25 protein-coding genes are annotated in these 24,866 nt (G+C 63.4%); 15 read left to right on the top strand and 10 right to left on the bottom strand.

The annotated features are described in order from the left end of the window. Positions 1-187 precede the first annotated feature (187 nt). The 7 genes from OCK01_RS05575 (at position 188) to OCK01_RS05545 (ending at position 5,461) form a co-directional block, all read left to right on the top strand. Entirely contained in the window at positions 188-1,291 is a 1,104-nt protein-coding gene (locus tag OCK01_RS05575) for a TRAP transporter substrate-binding protein (protein ID WP_263823032.1), read from the top strand. A 235-nt stretch (positions 1,292-1,526) separates the two neighbouring features. Next, complete coding sequence (locus OCK01_RS05570; protein ID WP_263823031.1) at positions 1,527-1,748, top strand: aa3-type cytochrome c oxidase subunit IV; 222 nt, start codon at positions 1,527-1,529, stop codon at positions 1,746-1,748. An 89-nt stretch (positions 1,749-1,837) separates the two neighbouring features. Beyond that, a complete protein-coding gene (locus OCK01_RS05565; protein WP_263823030.1) occupies positions 1,838-2,980 on the top strand; it encodes a Re/Si-specific NAD(P)(+) transhydrogenase subunit alpha in 1,143 nt (380 codons plus the stop codon). 1 nt (position 2,981) lies between these two features. Continuing rightward, positions 2,982-3,389, top strand: coding sequence for a proton-translocating transhydrogenase family protein (locus OCK01_RS05560; RefSeq protein ID WP_137157647.1), 408 nt, complete (start codon positions 2,982-2,984; stop codon positions 3,387-3,389). Between the two features lie 12 nt (positions 3,390-3,401). Beyond that, entirely contained in the window at positions 3,402-4,802 is a 1,401-nt protein-coding gene (locus OCK01_RS05555; RefSeq protein ID WP_182828616.1) for an NAD(P)(+) transhydrogenase (Re/Si-specific) subunit beta, read from the top strand. Between the two features lie 106 nt (positions 4,803-4,908). Beyond that, positions 4,909-5,178, top strand: coding sequence for a BrnT family toxin (locus tag OCK01_RS05550; protein WP_263823029.1), 270 nt, complete (start codon positions 4,909-4,911; stop codon positions 5,176-5,178). After that, on the top strand, positions 5,153-5,461 hold the full coding sequence (locus tag OCK01_RS05545; RefSeq protein ID WP_263823028.1) for a BrnA antitoxin family protein: 309 nt from the start codon (positions 5,153-5,155) through the stop codon (positions 5,459-5,461). The genes OCK01_RS05550 and OCK01_RS05545 overlap by 26 nt, the downstream gene beginning before the upstream one ends. Here the strand turns inward: OCK01_RS05545 and OCK01_RS05540 are convergent, their stop codons facing one another. The 4 genes from OCK01_RS05540 to rpsU form a co-directional block, all read right to left on the bottom strand. Further along, complete coding sequence (locus OCK01_RS05540; protein WP_263823027.1) at positions 5,462-6,529, bottom strand: NAD(P)/FAD-dependent oxidoreductase; 1,068 nt, start codon at positions 6,527-6,529, stop codon at positions 5,462-5,464. A 54-nt stretch (positions 6,530-6,583) separates the two neighbouring features. Further along, positions 6,584-7,495 (bottom strand): biopolymer transporter Tol, encoded by a 912-nt coding sequence (locus OCK01_RS05535; RefSeq protein WP_263823026.1) that lies wholly within the window; start codon positions 7,493-7,495, stop codon positions 6,584-6,586. Between the two features lie 63 nt (positions 7,496-7,558). Then, on the bottom strand, positions 7,559-8,365 hold the full coding sequence (locus tag OCK01_RS05530; protein ID WP_246697636.1) for a tetratricopeptide repeat protein: 807 nt from the start codon (positions 8,363-8,365) through the stop codon (positions 7,559-7,561). A 188-nt stretch (positions 8,366-8,553) separates the two neighbouring features. Then, the gene (gene rpsU, locus OCK01_RS05525) at positions 8,554-8,784 is read right to left on the bottom strand and encodes a 30S ribosomal protein S21 (RefSeq protein WP_182828621.1); all 231 of its coding nucleotides are present in this window, start codon (positions 8,782-8,784) and stop codon (positions 8,554-8,556) included. A 294-nt stretch (positions 8,785-9,078) separates the two neighbouring features. On the opposite strand from rpsU, the gene OCK01_RS05520 reads away from it, so the two are divergent. The 5 genes from OCK01_RS05520 to OCK01_RS05500 all read left to right on the top strand — a co-directional run bounded on the left by OCK01_RS05520 (position 9,079) and on the right by OCK01_RS05500 (position 14,554). Next, on the top strand, positions 9,079-10,332 hold the full coding sequence (locus OCK01_RS05520) for a sarcosine oxidase subunit beta family protein (protein WP_182828622.1): 1,254 nt from the start codon (positions 9,079-9,081) through the stop codon (positions 10,330-10,332). A 17-nt stretch (positions 10,333-10,349) separates the two neighbouring features. After that, positions 10,350-10,670, top strand: a complete 321-nt coding sequence (locus OCK01_RS05515; protein WP_263823025.1) for a sarcosine oxidase subunit delta — start codon at positions 10,350-10,352, stop codon at positions 10,668-10,670. After that, positions 10,667-13,663 carry a sarcosine oxidase subunit alpha gene (locus OCK01_RS05510; protein ID WP_263823024.1) on the top strand — a complete coding sequence of 999 codons (2,997 nt, stop codon included), beginning with the start codon at positions 10,667-10,669 and terminating at the stop codon, positions 13,661-13,663. The genes OCK01_RS05515 and OCK01_RS05510 overlap by 4 nt, the downstream gene beginning before the upstream one ends. Continuing rightward, positions 13,656-14,210, top strand: a complete 555-nt coding sequence (locus OCK01_RS05505) for a sarcosine oxidase subunit gamma (RefSeq protein WP_263823023.1) — start codon at positions 13,656-13,658, stop codon at positions 14,208-14,210. Before OCK01_RS05510 ends, OCK01_RS05505 begins: the two co-directional genes overlap by 8 nt. 68 nt (positions 14,211-14,278) lie before the next feature. Then, positions 14,279-14,554, top strand: coding sequence for a hypothetical protein (locus tag OCK01_RS05500; RefSeq protein WP_263823022.1), 276 nt, complete (start codon positions 14,279-14,281; stop codon positions 14,552-14,554). Positions 14,555-14,959: 405 nt separating this feature from the next. On the opposite strand, the gene OCK01_RS05495 is transcribed toward OCK01_RS05500, so the two are convergent. Both OCK01_RS05495 and glgX read right to left on the bottom strand, forming a co-directional pair. Continuing rightward, on the bottom strand, positions 14,960-16,009 hold the full coding sequence (locus OCK01_RS05495; protein ID WP_263823021.1) for a DUF2332 domain-containing protein: 1,050 nt from the start codon (positions 16,007-16,009) through the stop codon (positions 14,960-14,962). A 90-nt stretch (positions 16,010-16,099) separates the two neighbouring features. After that, positions 16,100-18,040, bottom strand: coding sequence for a glycogen debranching protein GlgX (gene glgX / locus OCK01_RS05490; RefSeq protein WP_263823020.1), 1,941 nt, complete (start codon positions 18,038-18,040; stop codon positions 16,100-16,102). Positions 18,041-18,177: 137 nt separating this feature from the next. Here glgX and OCK01_RS05485 point away from each other — a divergent pair, with 137 nt between their 5' ends. From OCK01_RS05485 to OCK01_RS05475, 3 genes are all read left to right on the top strand, one after another. Next, entirely contained in the window at positions 18,178-18,783 is a 606-nt protein-coding gene (locus OCK01_RS05485; RefSeq protein ID WP_263823019.1) for a TetR/AcrR family transcriptional regulator, read from the top strand. Between the two features lie 12 nt (positions 18,784-18,795). After that, the gene (locus tag OCK01_RS05480; protein WP_182828629.1) at positions 18,796-19,239 is read left to right on the top strand and encodes an SRPBCC family protein; all 444 of its coding nucleotides are present in this window, start codon (positions 18,796-18,798) and stop codon (positions 19,237-19,239) included. Between the two features lie 94 nt (positions 19,240-19,333). Further along, positions 19,334-19,891: a LysE family translocator gene (locus OCK01_RS05475; protein ID WP_263823018.1), complete on the top strand. Its 558-nt coding sequence runs from the start codon at positions 19,334-19,336 to the stop codon at positions 19,889-19,891. Here the strand turns inward: OCK01_RS05475 and OCK01_RS05470 are convergent. The 4 genes from OCK01_RS05470 to OCK01_RS05455 all read right to left on the bottom strand — a co-directional run bounded on the left by OCK01_RS05470 (position 19,884) and on the right by OCK01_RS05455 (position 24,865). After that, positions 19,884-21,290 carry a bifunctional serine/threonine-protein kinase/universal stress protein gene (locus tag OCK01_RS05470; RefSeq protein ID WP_263823017.1) on the bottom strand — a complete coding sequence of 469 codons (1,407 nt, stop codon included), beginning with the start codon at positions 21,288-21,290 and terminating at the stop codon, positions 19,884-19,886. The genes OCK01_RS05475 and OCK01_RS05470 overlap by 8 nt on opposite strands. Position 21,291: 1 nt before the next feature. Beyond that, positions 21,292-22,032, bottom strand: a complete 741-nt coding sequence (locus tag OCK01_RS05465) for a metallophosphoesterase family protein (RefSeq protein ID WP_263823016.1) — start codon at positions 22,030-22,032, stop codon at positions 21,292-21,294. Between the two features lie 71 nt (positions 22,033-22,103). Next, a complete protein-coding gene (locus tag OCK01_RS05460; protein ID WP_263823015.1) occupies positions 22,104-23,126 on the bottom strand; it encodes a sensor domain-containing diguanylate cyclase in 1,023 nt (340 codons plus the stop codon). Between the two features lie 107 nt (positions 23,127-23,233). Beyond that, a complete protein-coding gene (locus tag OCK01_RS05455; RefSeq protein ID WP_263823168.1) occupies positions 23,234-24,865 on the bottom strand; it encodes an alpha-D-glucose phosphate-specific phosphoglucomutase in 1,632 nt (543 codons plus the stop codon). Between the last annotated feature and the right edge of the window lies 1 nt (position 24,866).

Here is a 24,866-nt window from a genome sequence, read left to right as displayed (position 1 = left end):
CGCCTCATTCCTAAAACGAAGCGCCTAACTATCGGTAAGCACTATCTTACTGCGACGGAAGCATAAGGAAAATCCGATGTTCGCGTCTTGCGGGCGCCATGGGGGCATGCTTAACATCCGCGTCGGGCGAGGGCGACCTCGCTGGGGAAAGCAAAACTGCAAGATCCGTTTTACTGGGAGGTGTCACATGGATCGTCGTTCATTTTTCAAGAAGGCTGGCGTTGCGGCGGCCGGCGCGGCTGGCGCGGCCTCACTGGCTGCGCCTGCGATCGCGCAGTCCAATCCGAAAGTCACCTGGCGCCTGACCTCGTCCTTCCCCAAGGGGCTGGACACGATCTATGGCGGCGGCGTCGACATCGCCAACCATGTGCGCGCCGCCACCGACGGCGCTTTCGACATTCAGGTCTTCGCCGCGGCCGAAATCGTGCCGGGTCTCGAAGCGGCCAACGCCGCCGGCGCGGGCACCGTCGAAATGGCCCATACCGTGCTCTATTATTACTACGGCAAGGAGCCGACCTACGCGCTCGGCGCCGCCATTCCCTTCGGCCTCAACGCCCGCATGCAGAATTCCTGGTATTACACCGGCGGCGGCGACCTGATGAACGAGTTCCTCGCCACCCAGAATCTCTACGGCATGCCGGCCGGCAATACGGGCGTGCAGATGGGCGGCTGGTTCCGCAAGGAGATCAATACGCTGGAAGACCTCAAGGGTCTCAAGATGCGCATCGGCGGCCTCGCCGGGAAGGTGATGGAGCGGCTCGGCGTCGTGCCGCAACAGATCCCGGGCGGCGACATCTATCCGGCGCTGGAAAAGGGCACCATCGACGCGGCCGAATGGGTCGGCCCTTATGACGACGCCAAGCTCGGCTTCAACAAGGTCGCCAAATATTACTACTATCCGGGTTTCTGGGAAGGCGGCCCGGTGGTTCACGCGGTGATCAACCTCGCCAAATGGAACGAGTTGCCCAAGCATTATCAGGCCGTGCTGTCGGACGCCTGCGCCACGGCCAATTCGATGATGCTCGCCAAATACGACGCCAAGAACGCCGTGGCGCTCAAGGAATTGGTCGGCGGCGGCGCGGTGCTGAAGCCCTACAGCCAGGAGATCCTCAACGCCGCCTACGAAGCCTCGCTGACGACCTATGCCGAGCTCAGCGAAAAGAGCCCGCATTTCAAGAAGATCTATGACCACCAGCTGGCCTTCAAGAAGGACGCCTATCTCTGGGCGCAGATCGGCGAATACACCTTCGACACCTTCATGATGATCCAGCAGCGCGCCGGCAAACTTTGAAACCGCAGCGCTGATCCTGCCCGGCCCGGAACGCCCGTCGTTCCGGGTCTCTTTTTTTGATTTTCGACGTCGCTTTCAATCGATTTTATGTCGCTTGGGGGCCCGTCTGAGATTGCGCGGCCCTAGACCTTTGTGTAAGGCCTGAAGCAGCGCCGAGGTTCAGCCTCAGGCTGTAGGGGAGTAGGACAAAGCGCCGGGAGACAGTATTCCGCGCTTTCAGAATGGGAGAATTCGAATGGCCGAACATCACACCGGACCGGCGGAAGTTGGCGCGTCGATGGACTACGCCGAACATGAGAAGACCTATAGCGGTTTCCTCTGGGCCGCCAAATACGGCACGATGGCCGTCGTGGTGTTGCTGATTGCGATGACGGTCGGCTTTTTCACCGGCGCCGGTTTTATTTTCTCGGTCCTGCTGTTCATCGTCCTGACGATGGCCGGTTTCTTTTTGATCTGACATTTCGATCCGCGCGAAGCGACGTCCGGCCGTGACTGCGGCCGGAGCCTTTCGTGCGCCTTAAATTTGGCGAAGAGGAGAGCCGGCGCGTGGGCAGTCTGATATTCGTGGCGAAAGAGACCGAGGGAGCAGAGCCGCGGGTGGCGGCGTCTCCCGACACGGTCAAGAAAATGAAAGCACTGGGCTTCGACGTGGTCGTCGAAGCCGGAGCGGGCTATGCGTCGCGTATCCCGGACGCTGAATTCGAGAAAATGGGAGCCCGCGTCGGGGGCGGCTCGGACGCTGCTTCCGCCGATGTGGTGTTGAAGGTTCGTCGGCCGACCGCAACAGAGCTCGCGGGCTACAAGCCCGGCGCCATCGTTCTCGGAGTCATGGACCCTTATGGCAATGACGAGGCGCTTCAGGCCATGGCTGCAGCCGGCGTCTCCGCCTTCGCCATGGAGCTGATGCCGCGCATCACACGCGCGCAATCCATGGACGTGCTGTCGTCGCAGGCCAATCTCGCCGGCTATCAGGCGGTGATCGACGCGGCTGCGGAATATGACCGGGCCATGCCGATGATGATGACCGCAGCCGGCACCGTGCCGGCGGCGAAGGTCTTCGTGATGGGCGCGGGCGTCGCGGGCCTGCAGGCCATCGCCACGGCGCGGCGTCTTGGGGCGGTGGTGTCGGCGACCGACGTGCGTCCCGCCGCCAAGGAACAGGTCGCCTCGCTCGGCGCCAAGTTCATCGCCGTCGAGGACGAGGAATTCAAGGCGGCGGAAACCGCTGCTGGTTACGCCAAACCGATGTCGGCGGAATACCAGGCCAAGCAGGCGGCGCTGGTGGCCGAGCACATCGCCAAGCAGGACATCGTCATCACCACCGCCCTCATTCCCGGTCGTCCGGCGCCACGGCTCGTCAGCCGCGAGATGCTGAAGGCGATGAAGCCGGGTTCGGTCGCGGTCGATCTCGCCGTCGAGCGCGGCGGCAATATCGAAGGCGCGGTGGCGGGCGAGATCGTCGAGGTCGAAGGCGTCAAGGTCATCGGCCATCTCAATGTCGCCGGCCGCATCGCCGCCTCCGCCTCGCTGCTCTACGCCAAGAACCTCGTGACATTTCTGGAGACCATGGTGTCGAAGGAGACGAAGACGCTCGCCCTCGACATTACGGACGAGCTGGTCAAGGCGACCATGCTGACCCATGGCGGCAAGGTGGTCCACCCCAATTTCGGCGGCGCGCAGGGAGGCTGAGATGGCGACGGAAACTCTGGATAAAGCTTTACAGAACCTCGATGCAGCGGTTGCTGCGGTTCATCAGGCCGTCGAGACGCAGCCTTCGATCGCGGATGCGGCGCATGCGCTGTCGGGCGGGGCGATCGATCCCTTCGTCTTTCGACTGGCGATCTTCGTCCTGTCGATCTTCGTCGGCTATTACGTGGTCTGGTCGGTGACGCCGGCGCTGCACACGCCGCTGATGGCGGTGACCAACGCCATTTCCTCGGTGATCGTGGTGGGCGCGCTGCTCGCGGTCGGCCTTTCGGCGAGCGGTTTCGCCACCGGCTTCGGCTTCGTGGCGCTGATCCTCGCCTCGATCAACATTTTCGGCGGCTTCCTGGTCACCCAGCGCATGCTCGCCATGTACAAGAAAAAAGAAAAGTAAGGGGCGAAATCCATGTCCGTCAATTTCGCAGCCTTTCTCTATCTCGTTTCCGGCGTGCTGTTCATCATGGCGCTCCGCGGGCTCAGTCATCCCTCCACCAGCCGACAGGGCAACCTCTACGGCATGGTGGGCATGGGCATCGCCATCGTCACCACGCTGCTGCTCGCCAAGCCGACATTTGGCGGGCTGGCGCTGATCGTGCTTGGCCTCGCCATCGGCGGCGGCGTAGGCGCGGTCATCGCCCGGCGCATCGCCATGACGTCGATGCCGCAGCTGGTCGCCGGTTTCCACTCGCTGGTCGGTCTCGCCGCGGTGCTGGTGGCGGCGGCGGCGCTTTACGCGCCGTCCTCCTTCGGCATCGGCGAGGTGGGTCAGATCCATGGCCAGGCGCTGGTGGAAATGTCGCTGGGCGTCGCGATCGGCGCGATCACCTTCACCGGTTCGATCATCGCCTTCCTGAAGCTTGATGGACGCATGAGCGGCAAGCCGATCATGTTGCCGATGCGGCATGCCCTGAACATCGCCATCTTCGCGGCGATCGTGGTGCTGATCGGCGTTCTCGTGGCCACCGAAAGCCATTTCGTGTTCTGGCTGATTGTGGCTCTCGCGCTGGCCTTCGGCGTGCTGCTGATCATCCCGATCGGCGGCGCCGACATGCCGGTGGTTGTGTCGATGCTCAACTCATATTCGGGTTGGGCGGCGGCCGGCATCGGCTTCACGCTCGGCAATCTGGCGCTGATCATCACCGGCGCGCTGGTGGGCTCGTCGGGCGCGATCCTCAGCTATATCATGTGCAAGGGCATGAACCGCTCCTTCGTGTCGGTCATCCTCGGCGGCTTCGGCGGCGACGCGGGGGCTTCCGCCGCCGCGGACAATTCCGACAAGACGGTCAAGCAGGGCTCGGCCGACGACGCCGCCTATCTGATGGCCAACGCCTCCAAGGTGATCATCGTGCCGGGTTACGGCATGGCGGTGGCCCAGGCCCAGCATGCGCTGCGCGAGATGGGCGACAAGCTCAAGGAAGCCGGGGTCGAAGTTAAATACGCCATCCACCCGGTCGCGGGCCGCATGCCCGGCCACATGAACGTGCTGCTCGCCGAAGCCAATGTTCCCTATGACGATGTGTTCGAACTCGAGGACATCAACTCCGAATTCGCCCAGGCCGACGTCGCCTATGTCATCGGCGCGAACGACGTCACCAATCCGGCGGCCCGTGACGACAAGTCCTCGCCGATCTACGGCATGCCGATCCTCGATGTCGACAAGGCCAAGACCTGCCTGTTCGTCAAGCGCTCGCTCGGCTCCGGCTATGCCGGCATCGACAATACGCTGTTCTACAAGGACGGCACGATGATGCTGCTCGGCGACGCCAAGAAGGTGACGGAAGACATCGTCAAGGCTTTGGCGCACTGACATCTCGCCATCTCGGCCATCAAACCCCGCCCTGAACAGGCGGGGTTTTTCGTTTGCACGTTCCGCGCGATCTCGATAGCTTCGATATGCTTGTTGTCTTCAATAAATGCGGATCGTTTGGGACGAAATCAAGCGGCAGGCGAATTTGCGCAAGCAAGGCTTCGATTTCGCTGCGCTGGATGTGGGGTTTGTTGAACGCGCCCTCATCTTTCCAGCGAAACAGGGGCGTCGTCAGGCCATTGGCCTGTTCGTCGAGCAGATGGCGGTGGTGATCTTTTTCCGACTTGGGGAGGAGGGGCTGTCGATCATCTCGATGCGCGCGGCGAACCGTAAGGAAAGGGCTCTTTATCATGTCGCAAAAAATGACCAAGCCTGATGATCCGGATTTCATACACGGCTTTCCGCGCGAGATCTGGGATGAAGTGTCCGACAATCCCGAACTGACCGAAGAGGATTTCAAGCTCGCCAGGCCCTTCCGCGAGGTGTTTCCGGAACTGGCCGCGGAGATCGAACGCAGCCGTGGGCGGCCCGCGTCCGAGAACCCGAAGAAGCAGGTGACGCTCAGGCTCGATGCCGATGTGGTCGCCCGTTACAAGGCGGGCGGCAAGGGATGGCAGAGCCGCATGAACGCCGATCTTCGCAAAGCGCTTGGCCTCTGATCAGGAAAAGCGCGACAGGCGATAGGGCGCGAGCAGCGGCTCGGCTGCGCCCTCCAACAGTTCTTTCGCCGCGAATTCCCCGATGGCTGGGGCGAGCGTGATGCCGGAATGGGTGACCGTGATATAGAGGCCGGGAACGCCCTCGGCGCGGCCGACGATCGAGAAACCGTCCTCCGGGATGGGGCGAAAGCCGATGCGGTATCCTTCGAGCTCCAACTGGTCGCCGCCGACGAGGCGCGAGCACATGTCGTCGAACACCCGCCTGGCCGTGGCGGCGGGATCGGCGCCGGGATCCGTGCCGTTGAAGGAGGTGGAGGCGATGATGCGGCCATCCGGCGCCTGGCGCATTTCCATTTCCGGCGCAACGACGATATGATTGAGCAGACGAGGGGCGGGCTTGGTGTCGATGATGAGGCCCGGCGAGGAACTCATGGGCACTTTGACGCCGGCGGTTGCGGCAAGCGCCGCAGTCTCAGCGCCGGCGGCGAGGATGACCTCGTCGGCCTCGACGACGCCGTTCGCCGTCACGACGCCGACCACACGGCCGTTTTTGAAGGACAGCGCCGAGATCTCGGCGCCGTCATGGACAATTGCGCCGAGACGTTCGGCGTCCGCCAGCAGCGCGAGCGCGACGGGACGCGGCTCCACCATGCCCTCGCCGGAAATCTTCAGCGCCCAGTCGGGAGCATGTCTGATGGCCGGCTCGAGGCGCAGGATCTCGTCCCGATCGATCCGTTCGAGATCATAGCCCCAGCTTGCATGTTCCTCCGCGAACTTTTCCAAACCCTCCGGCGGCAGGTCGTAGCAGATCGAGCCGCACCAGTCCGGGCTGACGCCGGGGACGGCGGCTGCGAGCCTGCGCCAGCCGGCCATGGCCGCCATGCGCAGGCGGAAATATGGTTCGGGATTGCCCCAATTGGCGTTGATCCATGCGAAGGAATTGGGCGTGGCCACGCCGCCGCGCACGCCGCAGAACACCGTCACCCGCGCTCCCGCCTCGGCCAGATGCCAGGCGATGGAGGCTCCGATGACGCCGCCGCCGATGACGATGATGTGTTTGCCCGACATGCCGATTCCTCTGTTGCGCCGCCAACTTAGCGTCGAAAGCGGAAAAGGGAAGGTCTAGCTTTCCATGGGATAGGAGACGAAGGCGAAGCGCCGGCCATCCGGGGACCAACTGTTGACGTTGACCGTGCCCTGGCCGCCGTGCAGGCTCGCTATTGTTTCCGCCGCCGCCCAATCGCCATTCCGCACCAGTTGCAGTTCGACCGGCCGGTTTTCGGGATGTCCCCGCGTGCCCTCGGGATAGGAGAGGTAGCAAGCGAGATCGCCTGTTGGCGCGAGATGCGGAAACCAGTTGACGCCAGCGTCGAAGGTCAGCTGTTCGAGATCGCCTCCGTCGCGTCTCATCCGCGCGATCTGGGCGTGTCCCGGCGTCGCGCTGAAATGCTCGGTGTTGAAATAGATCCACTCGCCGTCGGGAGAATATTCGCAGCCATCCGCGGGTTTCGCACCATAGGTGAGCTGGCGCAATGCGTCGCCATCGGTTCGCATCACATGGATATTGGCCGCCCCCCAGGGGCCATGCGGCCCAGGCTCGACACCGACGAAAGCGAGCTCGGCGCCGTCGAGGCTGACGCCGTGCAGGAAATGCCGGAGCGGGCGATCGGGAGCGGGGCGGCTGACGGGCCAAAAGCGCCGCGTCGCGAGCGACACGCCGTAAATGCGCCAATCGTAACAGGAGACATAGATCGTATCGCCATCCGGCGCAGGCACATGGTCATTGTTGACGAAGGGTAGGCCGGGGATGTCGAGTTGCTGAAGATCGCCTGACGCGAGGTCGAGCGTCCAGAGAAGGCCGTCGCCGTTCAGAAGAAGCCGGTCCGGCCAAGGCCAGTTCGGCGCTTCCAGGAGAAGATCGCGGGTGCGGAACGCTTCCCTCGTCTGTCCGGTGTCTGCGTCGAAGATATGGACGGTGCAGCTTTGCATCGGCAGCAGCCGTCGATGATCTCTCTGGACATCTTCGTGAGCCACGCCGATTCTCCTTCGCACGCGCATCCATGAAAAAGGCCGCTCGCGGCGGCCTTCACTCCGTGGTTATTGCGCCGCGACGCCGGTCGCGGCCCGTGTTCTCGCCACACCGTCGCGGGCCGGCTGGTATTTGAGATCCAACGACAGAGCATGCGCATAAGACTTGTAGGCGCGTCGCGCGTCGCCCTTGCGCTCATAGATCAGCGCCTGGTTGGCCCAGGATTCGGCCAGCGATCCATCCAGTTCGATGGCGTGATTGAAGTCGGCGAAGGCGTTGTCGTCGTCGTTCATCGCCACATAGGAAATGCCGCGGCCGTTATAGGGCTCTGCGGAATTCGGCGAGAGCGAGATGGCGGTCGAGAAGTCTTCGATCGCCTTGGCGTGATTGCCGCGCTTCTGGTAGATCAGGCCGCGATTGTGATAGGCGCGCGGATCGGTGGTGTCGAGGCCGATCGCCTGATTATAATCGTTCATCGCCGGATCGAGCTGACCGGCCTGGCGATAGACATTGCCGCGGCCGATAAAGGCGACGTCGTAACGCGGATTGAGCTTCAGCGCCGTGTTGTAGTCGGCGAGCGCCGCTTCGGGCTGGCCCATGTTGCGGTAGATAAGCCCGCGATTGGCGTAGGCCTGATAGAAGCGCGGGTTGAGCGCGATTGCCTGGTTAAAGTCAGCCAGCGCGCGCTTGAATTCGCCGGCGCGGCCATAGGCCGATCCACGCGTGTTATAGCCTTCCGGATCCTGCGGGTTGGATTCGATCACCGAAGTCAGCGACGCGATGTTTTCCTCGCCGCCCTGGGCCTTGTTGATGCGGATCGTGTCCGTCGTATCGGTCGTGTTGCAGGCGGCGAGCGCGAGCGTGAGCCCCGTCATGGCCAGGCCGATACGGACCTTTCGACCCAGGCCATTGGCCTGTGCGAGGAGGGAAGTGGCGAGGCTATTGTGTCGGAGCATGATCGGTTCTTCGCGCAAGCTGCCGGAGCAGGGGACAATCAAAAAGGCGGCGGCGACTCACATCGCCCCCGCCAGACAACATCGAATTTCGTCAAGACGACGGCGGTTCAGCGCGCGGCAGCAGCGCGACCCGTCACGAGGCCTTCGCGCTGGGCGCGCTTGCGCGCCAGCTTGCGAACGCGACGAACAGCCTCGGCCTTTTCGCGAGCGCGCTTCTCAGAAGGCTTTTCGTAGTAGTCGCGCATCTTCATTTCACGAAAAATGCCTTCGCGCTGCATCTTCTTTTTCAGAGCGCGGAGAGCCTGATCAACATTGTTGTCGCGAACCAGTACCTGCACGTGAATCCCGTTCCTTGTCTCGAGTTGAGCCCGGCCTTGAGGCGCAGGGCGAACAAAATAAATTCGCTAAGCCGGACGGCCAAGCGATTGACGCAAGCAACTACCAGATCAAATGCGGCAAGTCCAGTGGTTCCCGTCATATTTTGAACCGCAGCCAGCGGTTATGCTGGCTGTCGCGGCTTTGGCGGAGACCCGCCCGACTGCGTCGCAAAATGGACGTTGTCAGAACATCTTTTTTGCGATTTCCTCAGGCTCATCAAGGCTGCTGACGCCGGTATCTGGAGCAAATTCGCGATGCGCAAATATTCTGTTTTCGCCGTCGCCCGCGAGGCCCTTCGCGGGCATACGGGCTGGGAAAAGCAATGGACGTCGCCCGAGCCGAAAAAGGAATATGATGTCATCATCATCGGCGGCGGCGGTCATGGCCTCGGCGCGGCCTTCTATCTCGCCAAGGAGCATGGAATCACCAATGTCGCGGTGATCGAGAAGGGTTGGCTTGGCGGCGGCAACACCGGCCGCAACACCACCATCATCCGCTCCAACTATCTCTATGAAGAGAGTATGGACATCTATGAGCATTCGCTCAAGATGTGGGAGAACCTGTCTCAGGAGCTGAATTACAACGTCATGTATTCGCCGCGCGGCGTAATGATGCTGTCGCATACGGTGCATGACAAGCAGACCTTCATGCGTCACGTCCACGCCAACCGCCTCTATGGCATCGACAACGAATGGCTGACGCCCGAGCAGGCCAAGGATTATTGCCCGCCGCTCGATATCGCCGCTTCCGCCCGCTACCCGATCAATGGCGCGGCGCTGCAGCGTCGCGGCGGCACGGCTCGCCATGACGCAGTCGCCTGGGGTTACGCCCGCGCCGCGACTGATCGCGGCGTGCATGTGATCCAGAACACCGAGGTCACCGGCATTCGTCGCGGTCCCGACGGCGCGGTGATCGGCGTCGAGACGAACCGTGGCTTCATCGGCGCCAAGAAGATCGGCGTGTCGGCTTCGGGCCACAATACGGCGATCATGTCCATGGCCGATGTCCGCGTGCCCTTGCATTCCAACCCGCTGCAGGCGCTGGTGTCGGAGCCGATGAAGCCGATCTTCCCCTGCGTGGTGATGTCCAACACCGTGCACGCCTATATCTCCCAGTCCGACAAGGGTGAATTGGTGATCGGCGCCGGGACGGACCAGTATGTGTCCTATTCGCAGACCGGCGGTCTGCAGATCATCACGCATACGCTCGACGCCATCTGCGAAATCTTCCCGATCTTCCGGCGCGTGAAGATGATGCGCCAGTGGGGCGGCATCACCGACAACACACCCGACCGTTCGGCGATCCAGTCCAAGACCCCGGTCAAGGGCCTTTATGTGAACTGCGGCTGGGGAACCGGCGGCTTCAAGGCCACGCCGGGCTCGGCCCATCTCTTCGCCCATCTCATCGCGCGCGACGAACCGCACAAACTCGCCGCCGGCCTGACGCTCGACCGCTTCCGCTCCGGACGTCTGGTCGACGAAGCCGCCGCCGCCGCCGTTGCGCATTGACAGGTTAGGTCAAGACCATGTTTCTCATCCACTGCCCCTATTGCAACGAAGACCGTTCGGAGCTCGAGTTCCGCGGCGTGGGCGACGCCCATATCGATCGTCCGCAGAACATCACCGAAATTTCGGACGAGGACTTCGCCGAGTATTTCTTCATGCGCGACAATCCAAAAGGCCTGATCTACGAGCGCTGGCGCCATATCCATGGCTGCGGCCGCTTCTTCCGCGCCATTCGCCACACCGTCAGCGATCGTTTCGTCATGACCTACCGGCAGGAAGAGCCGCGTCCTGACGAGGCGACCGTCCAGGCCAAACTCGCCGGCATTGGAGGCCAGAAATGAGCGGAGCCAACCGTATCGCAGGCAAGGGCCGCCTGACCCCCGCCAAGACCGCCCGCTTCACCTATGACGGCCGCATTCTGACCGGTCTCGAAGGCGACACCGTCGCCTCGGCGCTGCTCGCCAACGGCATTCATCTCGCCGGCCGGTCGTTCAAATATCACCGTCCGCGCGGCATCCTGACGGCCGGTCCGGAAGAACCGAACGCGCTGATGGACGTGTCACGCGACCCGAGCCGCAAGACGCCCAACGTCCGCGCCACGATGCAGGAGCTCTATGACGGCCTGACAGTGTCGTCGCAGAACCGCTGGCCGTCGCTCGCCTTCGACATCGGCGGCATCAACAACCTGTTCGCGCCCTTCTTCGCCGCCGGCTTTTACTACAAGACCTTCATGTGGCCGAAGGCCGCCTGGCACAAGGTCTATGAGCCGCAGATCCGCAAGGCCGCCGGCCTCGGCGTATCGCCGACGCAGGACGATCCCGACCACTACGCCAACCGCTTCGCCCATTGCGACGTGCTGGTGGCGGGCGGCGGCGCGGCTGGCATCGCAGCAGCGCTCGCCGCAGCTGAGACCGGCGCGAGCGTGATCATCGCCGACGAGCGCGCCGAATTCGGCGGCGCCCTGCATTTCGACACCAACGTCACCATCGACGGCCAGGACGGTTACGTCTGGGCGCAGAAGACGATCGCAAGGCTCAAGGCCCTGCCGAATGTGACCGTGCTGCCGCGCACCACCGTGTTCGGCTATTACGAGCACAATTTCATCGGTCTCGCCGAGCGCGTCACCGACCATATGGCCAAGCCCGCGCCGCATCTGCCGCGCGAGCGTCTGTGGCAGGTCCGCGCCAAGCGCGTGGTGATCGCCACCGGCGCGATCGAGCGCCACATGGTGTTTGACGGCAATGACCGTCCGGGCGTGATGCTGGCGTCGGCGGCCCGGACATATCTCAATCATTATGGCGTGGCCGTCGGCGCCAAGGTTGGCGTCTACACCGCCCATGATTCCGCCTATGAAGCCGCCTTCGACCTCAAGGCCGCCGGTGTCGAGATCCCCGTGATCGTCGACAGCCGCGACAAGCCGGGCGAAGCCGTGCTCGCCAAGGCGCGTTCGATGGGCATCAACGTGCTGACCGGCCATGCGGTGCTGACCACGAAGGGCAAGCTGCGCGTCTCCTCGATCGTCGTGGCGCGTCGCGGCCAGAAGAGCGGCGAAAAGATCGCCGTCGACGCGCTGATCATGTCCTCGGGCTGGACGCCGTCGGTGCATCTCTTCTCGCAATCGCGCGGCAAGCTGGCCTTTGACGCCGAGAACCAGCGCTTCCTGCCGGGAACCTATCTCGAGGACTGCATGTCGGTCGGCGCCTGCAATGGCACGAACTCGATACAGGCTACGATCGACGAGGCGCTCGGCGTCGGCGAATTGCTCGCCCGCGCCGCCGGAGCCGAAGGCAAGTCCACCGTCTCCATCGCCGCGAACCAGGCCTTCGACTGGACGGGCGGCATGGCGGGCAGCGCCGAAGGCGCTGGCCCTGACGACACCTCGGCCAAGGCTTTCGTCGACTTCCAGCACGATGTCTGCGCCAAGGATATCCGTCTCGCCGTGCGCGAAGGCATGCATTCGATCGAGCATGTCAAGCGCTTCACCACCAATGGCATGGCGACCGACCAGGGCAAGACCTCCAATATCCATGGTCTGGCGATCGCGGCGGAAGCGCTGGGCAAGGCGATGCCCGAAGTGGGCCTCACCACCTTCCGCGCGCCCTATACGCCTGTCACGTTCGGCACGCTGATCAACCATTCGCGCGGGCCGCATTTCGACCCGGCCCGCAAGACGCCTATCCATGCCTGGCACGAAGCCCAGGGCGCGGATTTCGAAAATGTCGGCAACTGGAAGCGCGCCTGGTATTATGCGCGTCCGGGCGAAGACATGCATCAGGCCGTCAATCGCGAATGCAAGACGGTCCGCACCGTCGCCGGCGTGTTCGACGCCTCGACGCTCGGCAAGATCGAAGTGGTCGGCCCCGACGCCGCCGCCTTCATGAACCTGATGTACACCAACTCCTGGGACACGCTGAAGCCCGGCCGCTGCCGCTATGGCATCATGCTGCGCGAAGACGGCTTCGTCTATGACGACGGCGTCGTCGGTCGTCTGGCCGAGGATCGCTTCCATGTCACCACCACCACGGGCGGCGCGCCGCGCGTGATGCATCACATGGAAGACTATCTGCAGACGGAATTCCCGCATCTCAAGGTGTGGCTGACCTCGACCACCGAACAGTGGGCGGTCATAGCCGTGCAGGGTCCGAAGGCGCGCGAGATCATCGCGCCCCTCGTCGAAGGCATCGACCTCTCCAACGAGGCCTTCCCGCATATGAGCGTCGCCGAAGGCAAGATCGCCGGCGTGCCGACGCGTCTCTTCCGCATGACATTCGCGGGCGAACTCGGCTTCGAAATCAACGTGCCGGCCGATTACGGCCAGGCCGTCTGGGAAGCGATCTGGGAACGCGCCGAGCCGATGGGCGCTTGCGCCTATGGCACGGAGACCATGCACGTGTTGCGCGCCGAGAAGGGCTATATCATCGTCGGTCAGGACACTGACGGCACGCTGACGCCCGACGACGCCGGCCTCGCCTGGGCTGTCGGCAAGAAGAAGACCGACTTTGTCGGTATTCGCGGCTTGAAGCGCCCTGATCTCGTCCGCAGCGGTCGCAAGCAGCTGGTCGGTCTCAAGACCAAGGACCCGCGCGAGGTGCTGGAGGAAGGCGCGCAGATCGTCGCCGATCCCAACCAGCCCAAGCCGATGACCATGCTCGGCCATGTGACGTCGTCCTATTGGTCGGAAATTTGCGAACGCTCGATCGCCATGGCCGTTGTTATCGACGGTCGCGCCAAGATGGGGCAGACACTTTATGTGCCGATGGCCGACCGGGTGGTCGCCGTCGAAGTCTGCGACGCCGTGTTCTATGACAAGGAAGGAGGCCGCATCAATGGCTGACGCTCTCTCTGCTCTCCGAAAGTCGCCGATCAAGGCGGGCCATGGCGGCTCGGCGGTCGCCTCCGTGACCTTTGCTCCGGCCGCCGCTCGCGCCTCGCTGCGCGCCGGCGCGGACGCCGTCTCTGCTTTGTCTTCGGCGCTCGGCTTGGAACTGCCGACCAGGCCCAAGGGCACGGCTTCGGCCGACGGCAAGCATGCGCTCTGGCTCGGTCCCGACGAATGGCTGCTGATCGGGCCCGACGGCGTCGATTTCGTGGCGCTCGCCGGCCAATCCGGCGCGCTGCATTCGGCGGTGGATGTGTCGCATCGCAATGTCGCTTTCGTCATCTCCGGGTCCGGCGCCCGCGCCACTTTGGCCTCGGCCTGCCCCTTGGATCTCGGCGACGCGATCTTCCCGGTCGGCGCCGCCTCGCGCACGGTGTTCGGCAAGGCCGAAGTGGTGATCTACCGCACCGGCGAGGAAAGCTTCCGGCTGGAATGCTGGCGCTCCTTCGGCGAATATTGCTTCGGCATGCTCAACGAAGGCGCGGAAGACGCGGCGATCTGACGGATCGCTTTGCATCGGCTTCGCCCTGCGCTATTGTCTAACGACATTCTTGCGTGGGGCGAAGCTCAATGATTTCACTGACGCTGACAGGCGAATTGGAAGAGCGGCTGAAAGCCGCCGCCGACGAGAGCGAAACAACGGCCCCGGAAATCGTCGCGCGCGCCGTCGAGCACTATCTCGAACTTCGGGATGTCCGCCTGAATTCCGCCCGCGCTGCTGCGGCGGAGGCTGACAAGGGCTATTTCGTTTCTCAAGCCAAGATGCATGCATGGATGGACAGTTGGGGGACGGAGGATGAGCTGCCTCCGCCGGAAGCGGATACCAACTGTTTTTCCACGCATTGAGTCCAGATCAGAAAGAGAGCGTATAACCTGATGTTGGGGCCTGTAAAGCTCAATACGAAAGCAGCCAAAATGGAAGTCTCATCATGAAGATTGATAGAGATAAAATTATATACCACTTTCTGCTGGGGCCACTTGGATTCAGATATCGAACGATTATCGCAGCGCTTGTTGCGGCACTCATTAATGGCGTTCTATTTCCCTCAAACCCCTACATATTCGTGATAATTATGGCGCTCTATCTCGCCTTTGGGATGAGTGGCATTGAGCGCAAATTGATACTGAAGTGGCGGCAAAAAAGTAAGTAGAAGGCTTCATTGCGTCCGCTTGTCATCAATCAAACTGACGACGAATCGGACCTTCGAAGCATAGGCCGCCTGCCTGTGGCTTTCACCGGAGGCATACGATTCACCACCCCGCCCACCTGATCCATCGGCCGTGGAAATCTCCGCGGCCGATTTCTTTTTTCGCGCCGCCGGGCCAGATCTCGAGCGTGAGGGCGGCGCCGTCATGGGATCTGTCGTCGGCTTCGAGCGCGAGGCGGGCCAAAGGCGCGTCGTCGGTGGCGTGCCCGCCGGCGGCGGCGATCAGCGCCTCTCCCTCCGCCTGCAAAGGCGCCGGCAGATATTGCCAGGCGATGGTGTGGAAGATCACATGAACGGCGCCGGGGCGCGGGGAGGCGAGGCGGGTTCCAAGCCAGTCGATAGCGTCGGCCTGTTCGACGGTCACGCCATGGCGTGCTGCGATGTCGAGCGCGGCGCGGGTGCGCGACAGACGATCCTCCTGATCCGCCCAGATGTAGGACAACATGCGCAGGCGGTGGGCGGGATCGGCGGCATTGACGGGGTGGAGATCGCAGCCGGCGCGCTCCAGCACCGAGATGCGCGCTTCGGGCGGCGCTTCGCCATGCCAGTCCGGCGCGATTTCGACGGTGGAGGCCGGATCGCCCCAGGCGAGGTCGCCGAGGCGGTAGCGATAGCGGTCCCATTGCAGATTGAGCCCGGCGCTGGCGCCGACTTCCGATAGGACGAGCGGCTTGCCCAGGAGTTCGGCGATGGTTAGGAAGCCGGGAAGGAGCGCGCCGGAGCGGCGCACTTCATTGGTTTGCGGCGCGGATCGAAGACGCGCGAGAATGAAATCGGCATGATCGGCGAGGGCCTTTTCGACGGCGTTCCAGAGCCGATCATCCGGCGCGTCGTGCGGCGGGTAGACGGAGATGAGATCCGGAGCGAGCCCTTCCAGCACCAGGGCGTGCAGGCAACCGGCCAGTCGCAGCGGTACGGAATCCGCCTGGGGCGAGGGATCGCCTGACCAGTTCAACAGCCGATCGGCTATTGCGCCCCCGGGCGTCAGCCGCGCGGAAATAAGCCGGCAGAGACGGGCGGTGAAGGGCGATCCCAGCGCGTCGCAGGCGGCGGACTGGCGTTCGAAGGCGTGGCGGACGGCGTTGATGGTCATGCAAGATGTCCCTGTGTTCACCCGGCTGAAGTTAGAGCCGATTGACGACAGTTTCTATGTCGGTGTCCTGCAACTTTGGCGCCGAAACGCTCAGGCGGGCGGACCGAGATAGAGGCTCACTGAGCGAGGCGACACAGTCATGCCGTCGCCGACGAGGCATTTCCAAAGCCGCGCGCCGCCGGGCAGGCGGATGGGTTTTGCTTCATTGGCGCGATTGAAGGCGACGGCCAGCGTGGCCTGGCGACCGGTGACGCGGTCGTTGGTCTGCAGGGTCATGATCAGCTGGTCGGCATGATGGGATTCCCAATCGGCCACCTGCATCGGTTCGCCCTTGACGGTCAGCCAGGCGACGTCGAGGTCAGTCAGGAATTCCAACCCTTCGAAGATGGTGAAGCGGCGGCGGAGCGCCGAGAGCATAGACGCATGCTCCAGGATCTCCCGGTCGATCATGGACCAGTCGATCCAGGACAACGCGTTGTCCTGGGCATAGGCGTTGTTGTTGCCCTGCTGGCTGCGGCCGAATTCGTCGCCGGCGGTCAGCATGATCGCGCCCCGGGACAGGAACAGGGTTGAGAGAAGCGCCATCACATCCGTGCGGCGACTGGCGTTAACCGTGGCGTCGTTGGTCGCGCCCTCGACGCCATTGTTCCAGGAATAGTTCTCGTTGTGGCCGTCGCGATTGTCCTCGCCATTGGCCTCGTTGTGCTTGTGGTCGTGGGAGACGAGGTCCCAGAGCGTGAAGCCGTCATGGGCGGCGACGAAATTGACCGTGCGGGTGCGGCGACCCTCGTGCCGGCTGAAAATGTTGGACGAGCCTGATAGCGCGGTGGCGAGCGGGCCGATGCGATGATTGTCGCCGCGCCAGAACAGGCGGATGTCGTCGCGGGCGCGGTCGTTCCACTCCAGGAAGGAGGGCGGGAAATTGCCGAGCTGATAGCCGCCGGGACCGACATCCCAGGGTTCGGCGATGAGGATGCGATCCTTCAGGATCGGGTCGGCGCGCATGTCCGAAAGCAGCAGAGCGTCCGAGGTAAAGCCCTGAGGGCCGCGTCCAAGGATCGGCGCGAGATCGAAGCGGAAGCCGTCGATGCCGGCATGGCGCACGAAATGGCGGAGGCTGTCGAGAACGAGATTGCGCACCGGCGCGTGATGACAGGCCAGCGTGTTGCCGCAGCCGGTGTCGTTGATCAACTCGCCCGGCTTGCCCGGCGGGTGGCTGTAGTAGGTCAGGCTGTCGAGCCCGCGCATCGAGAGCGTGCCGCCCTCAGTGTCGCTTTCGCCGGTGTGGTTGAAGACGAGATCGAGGATCACGCCGAGGCCATGGCTGTGCAGCGTGGCGACGGTTTCGGCGAGCTCACGCAAGCCGCCGGGGCAGAGGCGCGGGTCGAGCGCCATCAGCGCGATCGGATTGTAGCCCCAACTGTTTCTCAAGCCGAGCGGCGGCAGGTGACGCTCGTCGAGCCAGGCGGTGATGGGCATCAGCTCGAGCGCAGAGACGCCCAGCGTCTCGAAATGCGCGAGAATGGCGGGATGGGTGAGCGCCTTGATCGTGCCGCGCTCATCCTCGGGAATATCGGGATGCAGCATGGTGAAGGCGCGGACATTGATCTCATAGACCAGCCCGCCCGGCTTCCAATGAGGCGGCTGGGCATGGATGGGCGACAGGTGCTGGAGAATAGCCCGCGGCGCGATGTCGGCGGTGTCGACGCCATAGGCGGCGAGACGGTGATCCTGTACAAAGGGCCGGTCCAGCTCCAGCGCATAGGGATCGACGAGAAGCTTGGACGGATCGTACCAGAGGCCATGGCTCGGCGCATAGTCGCCGTGGGCGCGGAAGCCGTAGCGCTGGCCGGCGCGAACGCCCTCGACATCGGCTCGCCAGACATGGTCGTGTCCGCATGTCATCTCGGTCAGGCTCTCGCGTCCCTCCGCATCGAATAGACAAAGCTCGACCTTGCCGGCATGCCGCGAGAACACGCCGAAATGCGCGCCGGCGGCGGTGAGCGTGGCTCCGAGCGGATGGTGGGTCATGGGGTGGTTCCTGCGGGTCTGATCGATTTCGGCACATCCTACTCCGAAACACTTACGAAGCGTCAATCACCGATGTGATGCTTGACGAGGTACCAACCGGTTGGTATGTATGGCGTGAGAAGACGGGGAGGAATGCTGTGGCTGACCTGCGGCAACAGACGCGGATGAAACTGCTGGACGCCGCGCAGGCGTCGATCCGAGCCAAAGGTTACGCGGCGACATCGGTGGATGACATCTGCGCCGGCGCCGGCGTCACCAAGGGCGGTTTCTTCCACTACTTCAAGAGCAAGCAGGACGCGGTGCTGGCCGCCGTCGATCACTGGAACGAGTTCACGGGCGAAATCTTCGCCACGGCTCCCTATGCCCATCTCGCGGATCCCCGCGACAGGGTGCTGGGCTATGTCGATTTCCGCATGGAAATCCTCGATCGTCCGGTTCCGGAATTCACCTGCCTTCTCGGCGCGCTGGTGCAAGAGCTCTATCAGACGCATGAGGACATTCGCGCCGCATGCGACGCCGGCATGAGCGCCCATATCGCGACCATCGAGGCCGACATCGCCGAGGCGCGGTCGACATATGCGCCGGATGCGGACTGGTCCGCCGAGAGCCTCGGCTACTTCATCCAGTCCGTGCTTCAGGGCTCGTTCATTTATTCGAAGGCCAAACACGAAGCGGAGACGGCGCGCGCCAATCTTCGCCATCTCCGCCGCTATATCGAAAGCCTTCTGCCGATATCATTGTAAGAGGAGACCGTCATGCCCTACACCATCCGCCTGCACCGTATCATCAAGGCGCCGCCGGAACGCGTCTATCGCGCGTTTCTCGATCCCGCAGCCAACGCCAAATGGTTGCCGCCACAAGGCTTCACCTGCACGGTCGACCATATCGACGCCCGCGTCGGGGGCACATACCGGATGACCTTCACCAACTTTTCGACCGGCCAGGCCCATTCCTTCGGCGGCGTCTATGTCGACCTCGTCCCCAACGAACTCATCCGCAACACCGACACGTTCGACGATCCCAATCTGCAGGGCGAAATGGTCACGACGGTGCGGTTGACGCCGGTGTCCTGCGGCACCGAGCTGCATGCCGAGCAGTCTGGGTTGCCCGACATGATCCCGCCGGAAAGCTGCTATCTCGGCTGGCAGGAATCGCTCGCCCAGCTGGCGCAACTGGTTGAGCCTGAGATTCCGGGCTGACCAATCTGCGACATGACATCCGGCCTCTTGATCTTCATCAAGGCTCGGCGGGCCATGTGTTATAACAGATAAGGCGTGATCGCGGAGATATGTCTTGTTTGAATATGTGCTTGGCCTGATTGCCCTGCTCCTGACGCCGGGGCCGACGAACACCTTGCTGGCGCTGGGCGCGGCGGAGCGCGGCGTGAAGGCCGGGATGCGCTATGCGCCTCCGGCGCTCGCCGCCTATCTCATCGTCGTCATCCCGCTTGCGACCGTGGCCGGAGAGGCGCTGACCGCATTTCCGACAGTCGCCCTCGTCATCAAGGCGCTCGCTGCGGCCTGGGTGTTCTGGCTTGCGGTCAAGCTTTGGCGTCCCGACACGGGTGCGGCGCGCGTGGTGACGGCGCAGGAGATTTTCGTGACCACGCTTCTCAATCCCAAGGGTTTGGTCATCGGTCTCGTGTTGACGCCGCATGGGTCTCTCGCAGAGGTGCTGCCTTATCTCGGCTGTCTCGCGGCGACGGCGCTGGCTGCCTCCATGGCCTGGATTCTGTTCGGCGCTCTGGCGATCGGACAATCGGGTCGGGTCGCGCCGCGGACGATGCGGCGGGCAGGGGCCGTGATGCTCGCCGGCTTTTCGTTGTTTCTCACCTCGAGCCTGATCAACTGACGGCTTGAGCGCGCTTGCGCACCACCGTTACCGTACAAGGCGCATGCGCAGCCACTTCGCCGGAGACGCTGCCGATCAGCGAGCGCATGGCCGAGGCGGCCCGCGCGCCCATCACGATGTGATCGACATTGTTGGCGCGGGCGAAGTCGAGAATGGCGTCGGCCGGATTGACCGCCTCGATGACGTGATAGGTGATTGCGCCGTCGCGAGCCTGCAGGGGCGCGGCCCAGCCCTTGAGCTCCACCAGCCGACTGACATGCTTGTTGTTGCCCTCTTCATCCAGCGTCGTGTCGAGGCTGATGCGGTTGATGCGGAGAATATTGAGGCAGGCGATGCGGGCGCCGGGCGACTTCTCGACGATGCGGGAGACGTTCAGCCTGAGCGCGTCGAGGAGATCCTGGTCGGCGCGGGCGAGGTCGATGGAGACGAGCACGATCGGCGCATCGGCATATTGGCCCGCCACCACCTGCGGCTCGACGCGGTCCCAGGGTTCGGGATTGAAGCGGCGCCGGAGCACGGCGGCGAGGCCGTCGCGCCTGAGCTTTTCCGATCGCGCCGTCAGCTTGACCTGGGCGAGATCCTTGAGGTCATTGGCGAGTTGCGCCGCCGTCTGGTAGCGCCAGGCGGGATTGACCTCCAGGCATTTCAGGATGACTTCCTGCAGCGCCGGGGGAATGTCCGCCTTGAGTGCGCGGGGTGGATAGGGATCGCGCCAGAGCCGCTTCTTGAGCCCCTTCAGCCGCTGTGGATCGCCGAACGGACGCCGTCCGGTGGCGAAGAAGTAGAGCAGCGCGCCGAGCGCGAACAGATCGCTGCGGAAATCGGTGCGTTTGCCGAGGATCTGTTCCGGCGCCATATAGGGCGCAGTGCCATAGGGAAGGCGGAACTCTTCCGCCATCAGATCCGGTAGTTGCGTATGGCAGGCGAGGCCGTAATCGATCAGCACGGCCTCGCCCGTGTCGCGGAACAGGATGTTGGACGGCTTGATGTCGAGATGGACGACGTTCTGGCGATGGAGATCATCGAGCGCCAGCGCGATCCGTCGGCCGAGATCGGCCAAGTCGAGGGGAGGGCGCGGCAGTTTCTCGAGCATGGGATAGAGCGAGACGCCGGGAACCTGCTCCATGACGATATAGGGCTGGCGGGCGAAATCGCCATTGGCGATGAAGGCAGGCGCATGCGGTCCGGTGATGCGTGGCAGGATCATCTGCTCCATCTCGAAGCTGACAATCGCGGCCGGGTCGTCTCCCTCGCTCATCTTCGGCGTCTTCATCAAAAGAGGGACGCGCTGGTCGGGATGCGTCACGCTCCAGAGCCGCGCCATGCCGCCATTATGCTTCAATTCGCCGATCACGAAGCCGTCGATGACGTCGCCGGGGGCGAGCCTGGGTTTCGCCATGTCAGCGGCCCACCATCAGGCGGCCCGCGAGGCTTTCCGGCAGGCAGGCGGCGTGGATCTTGCTCACCGTTTTGTCAATGTCGTAGCTGACGCGGAGATAGCGCAGCGTGTGCGCCTCGGTGTCGTAAAGGCCGATCGCCGCCTTGGAATTGTCGTCGCGCGGCTGTCCCACCGCGCCCATCACGGCCAGCCAGCGGCGCGAGGCGGAGAGCGGGATCGCCTGGTCCGAACAGGGCGTGAAATGAGTGACCTTGCCGGTGGACGACAGTGAATAGAGGGCCGGTCGGTGGGTGTGGCCGCAAAAGCTGACGGTCGCCGTGCAGGCGCCGAGATGGCGGGCGGCTTCGACTGATGACAGCACATAGCGCCAGCGCGCCGGCTCGCTCGCTTCGGCGTGGATATAGAGCCTGTCGTCGTCGACGAGGTTCATCGGCAGCGAACCGAGATAGCGGCGGGCGTCCTCCGACAGTTGGTTGCGCGTCCAGTCCATGGCGCGCCGGGCGGCGTCGGTCATCGTCTGGGAGGCGTCCTTGCAAGCCTGGTCGTGATTGCCGCGGATGACGAGCGCGCCTGCCTCCTGCAGCGCGCGGGTCTTCTCCACGCACCATTCCGGATCCGGCCCATAGCCGACGATATCGCCGAGGATCACCAGACGCTCTGCGCCGAACCTGTCGGCAACCGCCAGACAGGCTTCAAAGGCTTCACGATTGGCGTGTATGTCCGACAACAGCGCGATCAGCACGATGACGTCCTCCCCGCCAAGCTTTTAGCAGAGGCGAAGATGGCTCGCCATTAGCCGAGAGGCTAACGCCGTCAGGCGGCGGTTGTCCGCTGAGCGCCGGGCTTTTCGTCGTCATCCGCAAATTGAACCCGGTTCCGTCCGTTGGCCTTGGCCTGATAGAGCGCCCTGTCAGCCATCTTCATCAGATCCTCGATGTGAAACGTGACGGGCGAGGCCATGGCGACGCCGAAGCTCGCGCTGACGCTGAGATCGACCCCGAGATCGTCGAATGTGATCTCGGCCACGGAAAGACGCAGCCGCTCGGCCACCGCCATCGCCACCTGTGGCGTCGCGCCTTCCAGAAGCACGGCGAATTCTTCGCCGCCCATGCGCGCGATCACGTCATGGTTCCGCAGCGTGCGGCGGCAGGCCTGTGTAACACGGGTCAGGACCTGATCGCCGATGAGGTGGCCATGCCGATCGTTGACATGCTTGAAGTGATCGAGATCGAAGGAGATGAGCGCGACGAACGGCCTTGCGCTGGGGGTGGGGGACAGAAGTTCCCGGGCGAAACTGTAAAAGGCCCCCTTGGAGGCCGCGCCGGTCAGCCAGTCCAGGCTGGACCGCAGGCGAAGCTCCATCTGGTCCATGGCGACGGCCGCGAGGCCGGCGAGAATATTGCTCTTTTCCTCGGAGAAGTCGCGCGGCGCGAGATCCATCACGCTCAGCGCGCCCAGCGCGAAACCGTCCGGCGTGATCAGCGGGGCGCCGGCATAAAACCGCACATGGGGTTCGCCGGTTACATAGGGATTGGCGGCGGTGCGCGGATCCAGGCTCAAATCCGGAAACACAAGCGGCGTCTTGCCTTCGATCGTCATGCGGCAGAAGGAGTCCGCACGGTTGATTTGACACAGCGTCGAGCCGCTTTCGGCCTTGAACCATTGCCGATCCCGGTCGATCAGCGAGATATGCGATATCGGCATGCCGAAAATGTTGCGCGCCAGTTCCACGATGCGGTTGAAATGCGCCTCGTGCTCGGTGTCCAAGATGCAATAGCCGGCAAGCGCTTCAAGCCGACGTTCTTCGGCGCTTGCTCCATCGCTGTCGTCCTGCATGCGCTTCCCCCCAAATCACCATGCAGGCATCTTATCACGAGTTCGTTTAGTCTAAGCTAATTGAGGGGCATGGTTCGGCGCCCCTCAAAACTCGTGCCGGGTCGAGATCAGGTGATCACGCTCGGGGCGTCGCGACCCGTTCTTTTCCTGATGCCGGCGATTTCGTCCGCGACGGTGATCAGATCGGCCAGGGCTTCCTGCGTATTGATGTCGTGGCGGCTGGCGTCGGGCTCGTAGCGCTCGACATAGACCCGCAGCGTCGCGCCGGAGGTACCGGTGCCGGAGAGGCGGAAGACCACGCGGCTGCCGCCTTCGAACAGGATGCGGATGCCCTGGTTCTTGGAGACGGAATTGTCGACCGGATCGTGATAGGCGAAATCGTCGGCCGCCTGGACCTTGAGATCGCCGAAGCTCTTGCCCGGCAGGCTGGCGAGCTGGGCGCGCAGATTGTCGACCAGACCGTTGGCGGCGTCGGTCGCCACTTCCTCATAGTCGTGGCGCGAATAGTAATTGCGGCCGAAGGCGGCCCAATGCTTGGTGACGATGTCCTTCACCGGCTCGTTGCGCACGGCGAGAATGTTGAGCCACAGCAGTACGGCCCAGAGGCCATCCTTTTCGCGGACATGGTTCGAGCCGGTGCCGGCCGACTCCTCGCCGCAGATCGTGGCCATGCCTTCGTCGAGCAGGTTGCCGAAGAATTTCCAGCCGGTCGGCGTCTCATAAATGCCGACGCCCAGCTTTTCGGCCACACGATCAGCAGCGCCGGAGGTGGGCATGGAGCGAGCGATGCCGGCGATGCCTTTGGCGTAGCCGGGGGCCAGATGGGCGTTGGCGGCGAGCATGGCGACGCTGTCCGACGGCGTCACGAACATGTCCTTGCCGATAATCAGGTTGCGGTCGCCGTCGCCGTCCGAGGCGGCGCCGAAATCGGGCGCGCCCGCCCCGCTCATCATCTCGTCATAGAGTTCCTTGGCGTGGACGAGGTTCGGATCGGGATGATGGCCGCCGAAATCGGGAAGCGGGATGAAGTTGCGCACCGATCCCTCGGGCGCGCCGAGCCTGCCTTCGATGATCTCCTTGGCGTAGGGGCCGGTGACGGCGCTCATGGCGTCGAAGACGACGCGGAAGCCCGAGGCGATCTTGGCGCGGATGGCCGGGAAATCGAACAGGCTCTCCATCAGTTCGGCATAATCCTTGACGGGATCGATGACCTCGATCTCCATGCCGTCCAGCGTCACCGTTCCGACAGTGTCGAGATCGACGTCGGCGGCGTCGGATATCTTGTAGCTGGAGATCTTCTTGGACAGATCATAGATGGCGTCGGTGATCTTCTCGGGCGCCGGGCCGCCATTGGAGGCGTTGTATTTGATGCCGAAATCCTCGGTCGGGCCGCCGGGATTGTGCGAGGCCGACAGGATGATGCCGCCGAAGGCCGCGTATTTGCGGATGATGTTGGAGGCGGCCGGCGTCGAGAGAATGCCGCCCTGGCCGACCATGACCTTTCCGAAGCCGTTGGCGGCGGCCATCTTCATGGCGATCTGGATGACCTCGCGGTTGAAATAACGGCCGTCGCCGCCGATCACCAGCGTCTTGCCCTCGAAGCCTTCGAGGGAGTCGAAGATCGACTGGATGAAGTTCTCGGCGTAGTTGGGCTGCTGGAAATGCGGCACCTTCTTGCGCAGGCCCGATGTGCCGGGCTTCTGGTCGGAATAGGGCGTGGTGGAAACGGTCTTGATCATC

The sequence above is a fragment of the Rhizobium sp. TRM95796 genome, assembly GCF_025779995.1.
Taxonomy (GTDB): Bacteria; Pseudomonadota; Alphaproteobacteria; order Rhizobiales; family Rhizobiaceae; genus Rhizobium_E.
The sequence above is the reverse complement of the archived record's forward strand: the minus strand, read 5'-3'. Positions and strand labels throughout refer to the sequence as shown.

Coding starts and splice junctions, on each gene's coding strand:
- OCK01_RS05500 (WP_263823022.1), top strand. CDS start 14,279: ATGATTTCACTGACGCTGACAGGCGAATTGGAAGAGCGGCTGAAAGCC.
- OCK01_RS05515 (WP_263823025.1), top strand. CDS start 10,350: ATGTTTCTCATCCACTGCCCCTATTGCAACGAAGACCGTTCGGAGCTC.
- OCK01_RS05460 (WP_263823015.1), bottom strand. CDS start 23,126: ATGCAGGACGACAGCGATGGAGCAAGCGCCGAAGAACGTCGGCTTGAA.
- glgX (WP_263823020.1), bottom strand. CDS start 18,040: ATGACCCACCATCCGCTCGGAGCCACGCTCACCGCCGCCGGCGCGCAT.
- OCK01_RS05455 (WP_263823168.1), bottom strand. CDS start 24,865: ATGATCAAGACCGTTTCCACCACGCCCTATTCCGACCAGAAGCCCGGC.
- OCK01_RS05560 (WP_137157647.1), top strand. CDS start 2,982: ATGGCGACGGAAACTCTGGATAAAGCTTTACAGAACCTCGATGCAGCG.
- OCK01_RS05510 (WP_263823024.1), top strand. CDS start 10,667: ATGAGCGGAGCCAACCGTATCGCAGGCAAGGGCCGCCTGACCCCCGCC.
- OCK01_RS05540 (WP_263823027.1), bottom strand. CDS start 6,529: ATGTCGGGCAAACACATCATCGTCATCGGCGGCGGCGTCATCGGAGCC.
- OCK01_RS05530 (WP_246697636.1), bottom strand. CDS start 8,365: ATGACGGGGCTCACGCTCGCGCTCGCCGCCTGCAACACGACCGATACG.
- OCK01_RS05550 (WP_263823029.1), top strand. CDS start 4,909: ATGCGGATCGTTTGGGACGAAATCAAGCGGCAGGCGAATTTGCGCAAG.
- OCK01_RS05495 (WP_263823021.1), bottom strand. CDS start 16,009: ATGACCATCAACGCCGTCCGCCACGCCTTCGAACGCCAGTCCGCCGCC.
- OCK01_RS05555 (WP_182828616.1), top strand. CDS start 3,402: ATGTCCGTCAATTTCGCAGCCTTTCTCTATCTCGTTTCCGGCGTGCTG.
- OCK01_RS05570 (WP_263823031.1), top strand. CDS start 1,527: ATGGCCGAACATCACACCGGACCGGCGGAAGTTGGCGCGTCGATGGAC.
- OCK01_RS05545 (WP_263823028.1), top strand. CDS start 5,153: ATGTCGCAAAAAATGACCAAGCCTGATGATCCGGATTTCATACACGGC.
- OCK01_RS05505 (WP_263823023.1), top strand. CDS start 13,656: ATGGCTGACGCTCTCTCTGCTCTCCGAAAGTCGCCGATCAAGGCGGGC.
- OCK01_RS05470 (WP_263823017.1), bottom strand. CDS start 21,290: ATGGCGAAACCCAGGCTCGCCCCCGGCGACGTCATCGACGGCTTCGTG.
- OCK01_RS05575 (WP_263823032.1), top strand. CDS start 188: ATGGATCGTCGTTCATTTTTCAAGAAGGCTGGCGTTGCGGCGGCCGGC.
- OCK01_RS05480 (WP_182828629.1), top strand. CDS start 18,796: ATGCCCTACACCATCCGCCTGCACCGTATCATCAAGGCGCCGCCGGAA.
- OCK01_RS05520 (WP_182828622.1), top strand. CDS start 9,079: ATGCGCAAATATTCTGTTTTCGCCGTCGCCCGCGAGGCCCTTCGCGGG.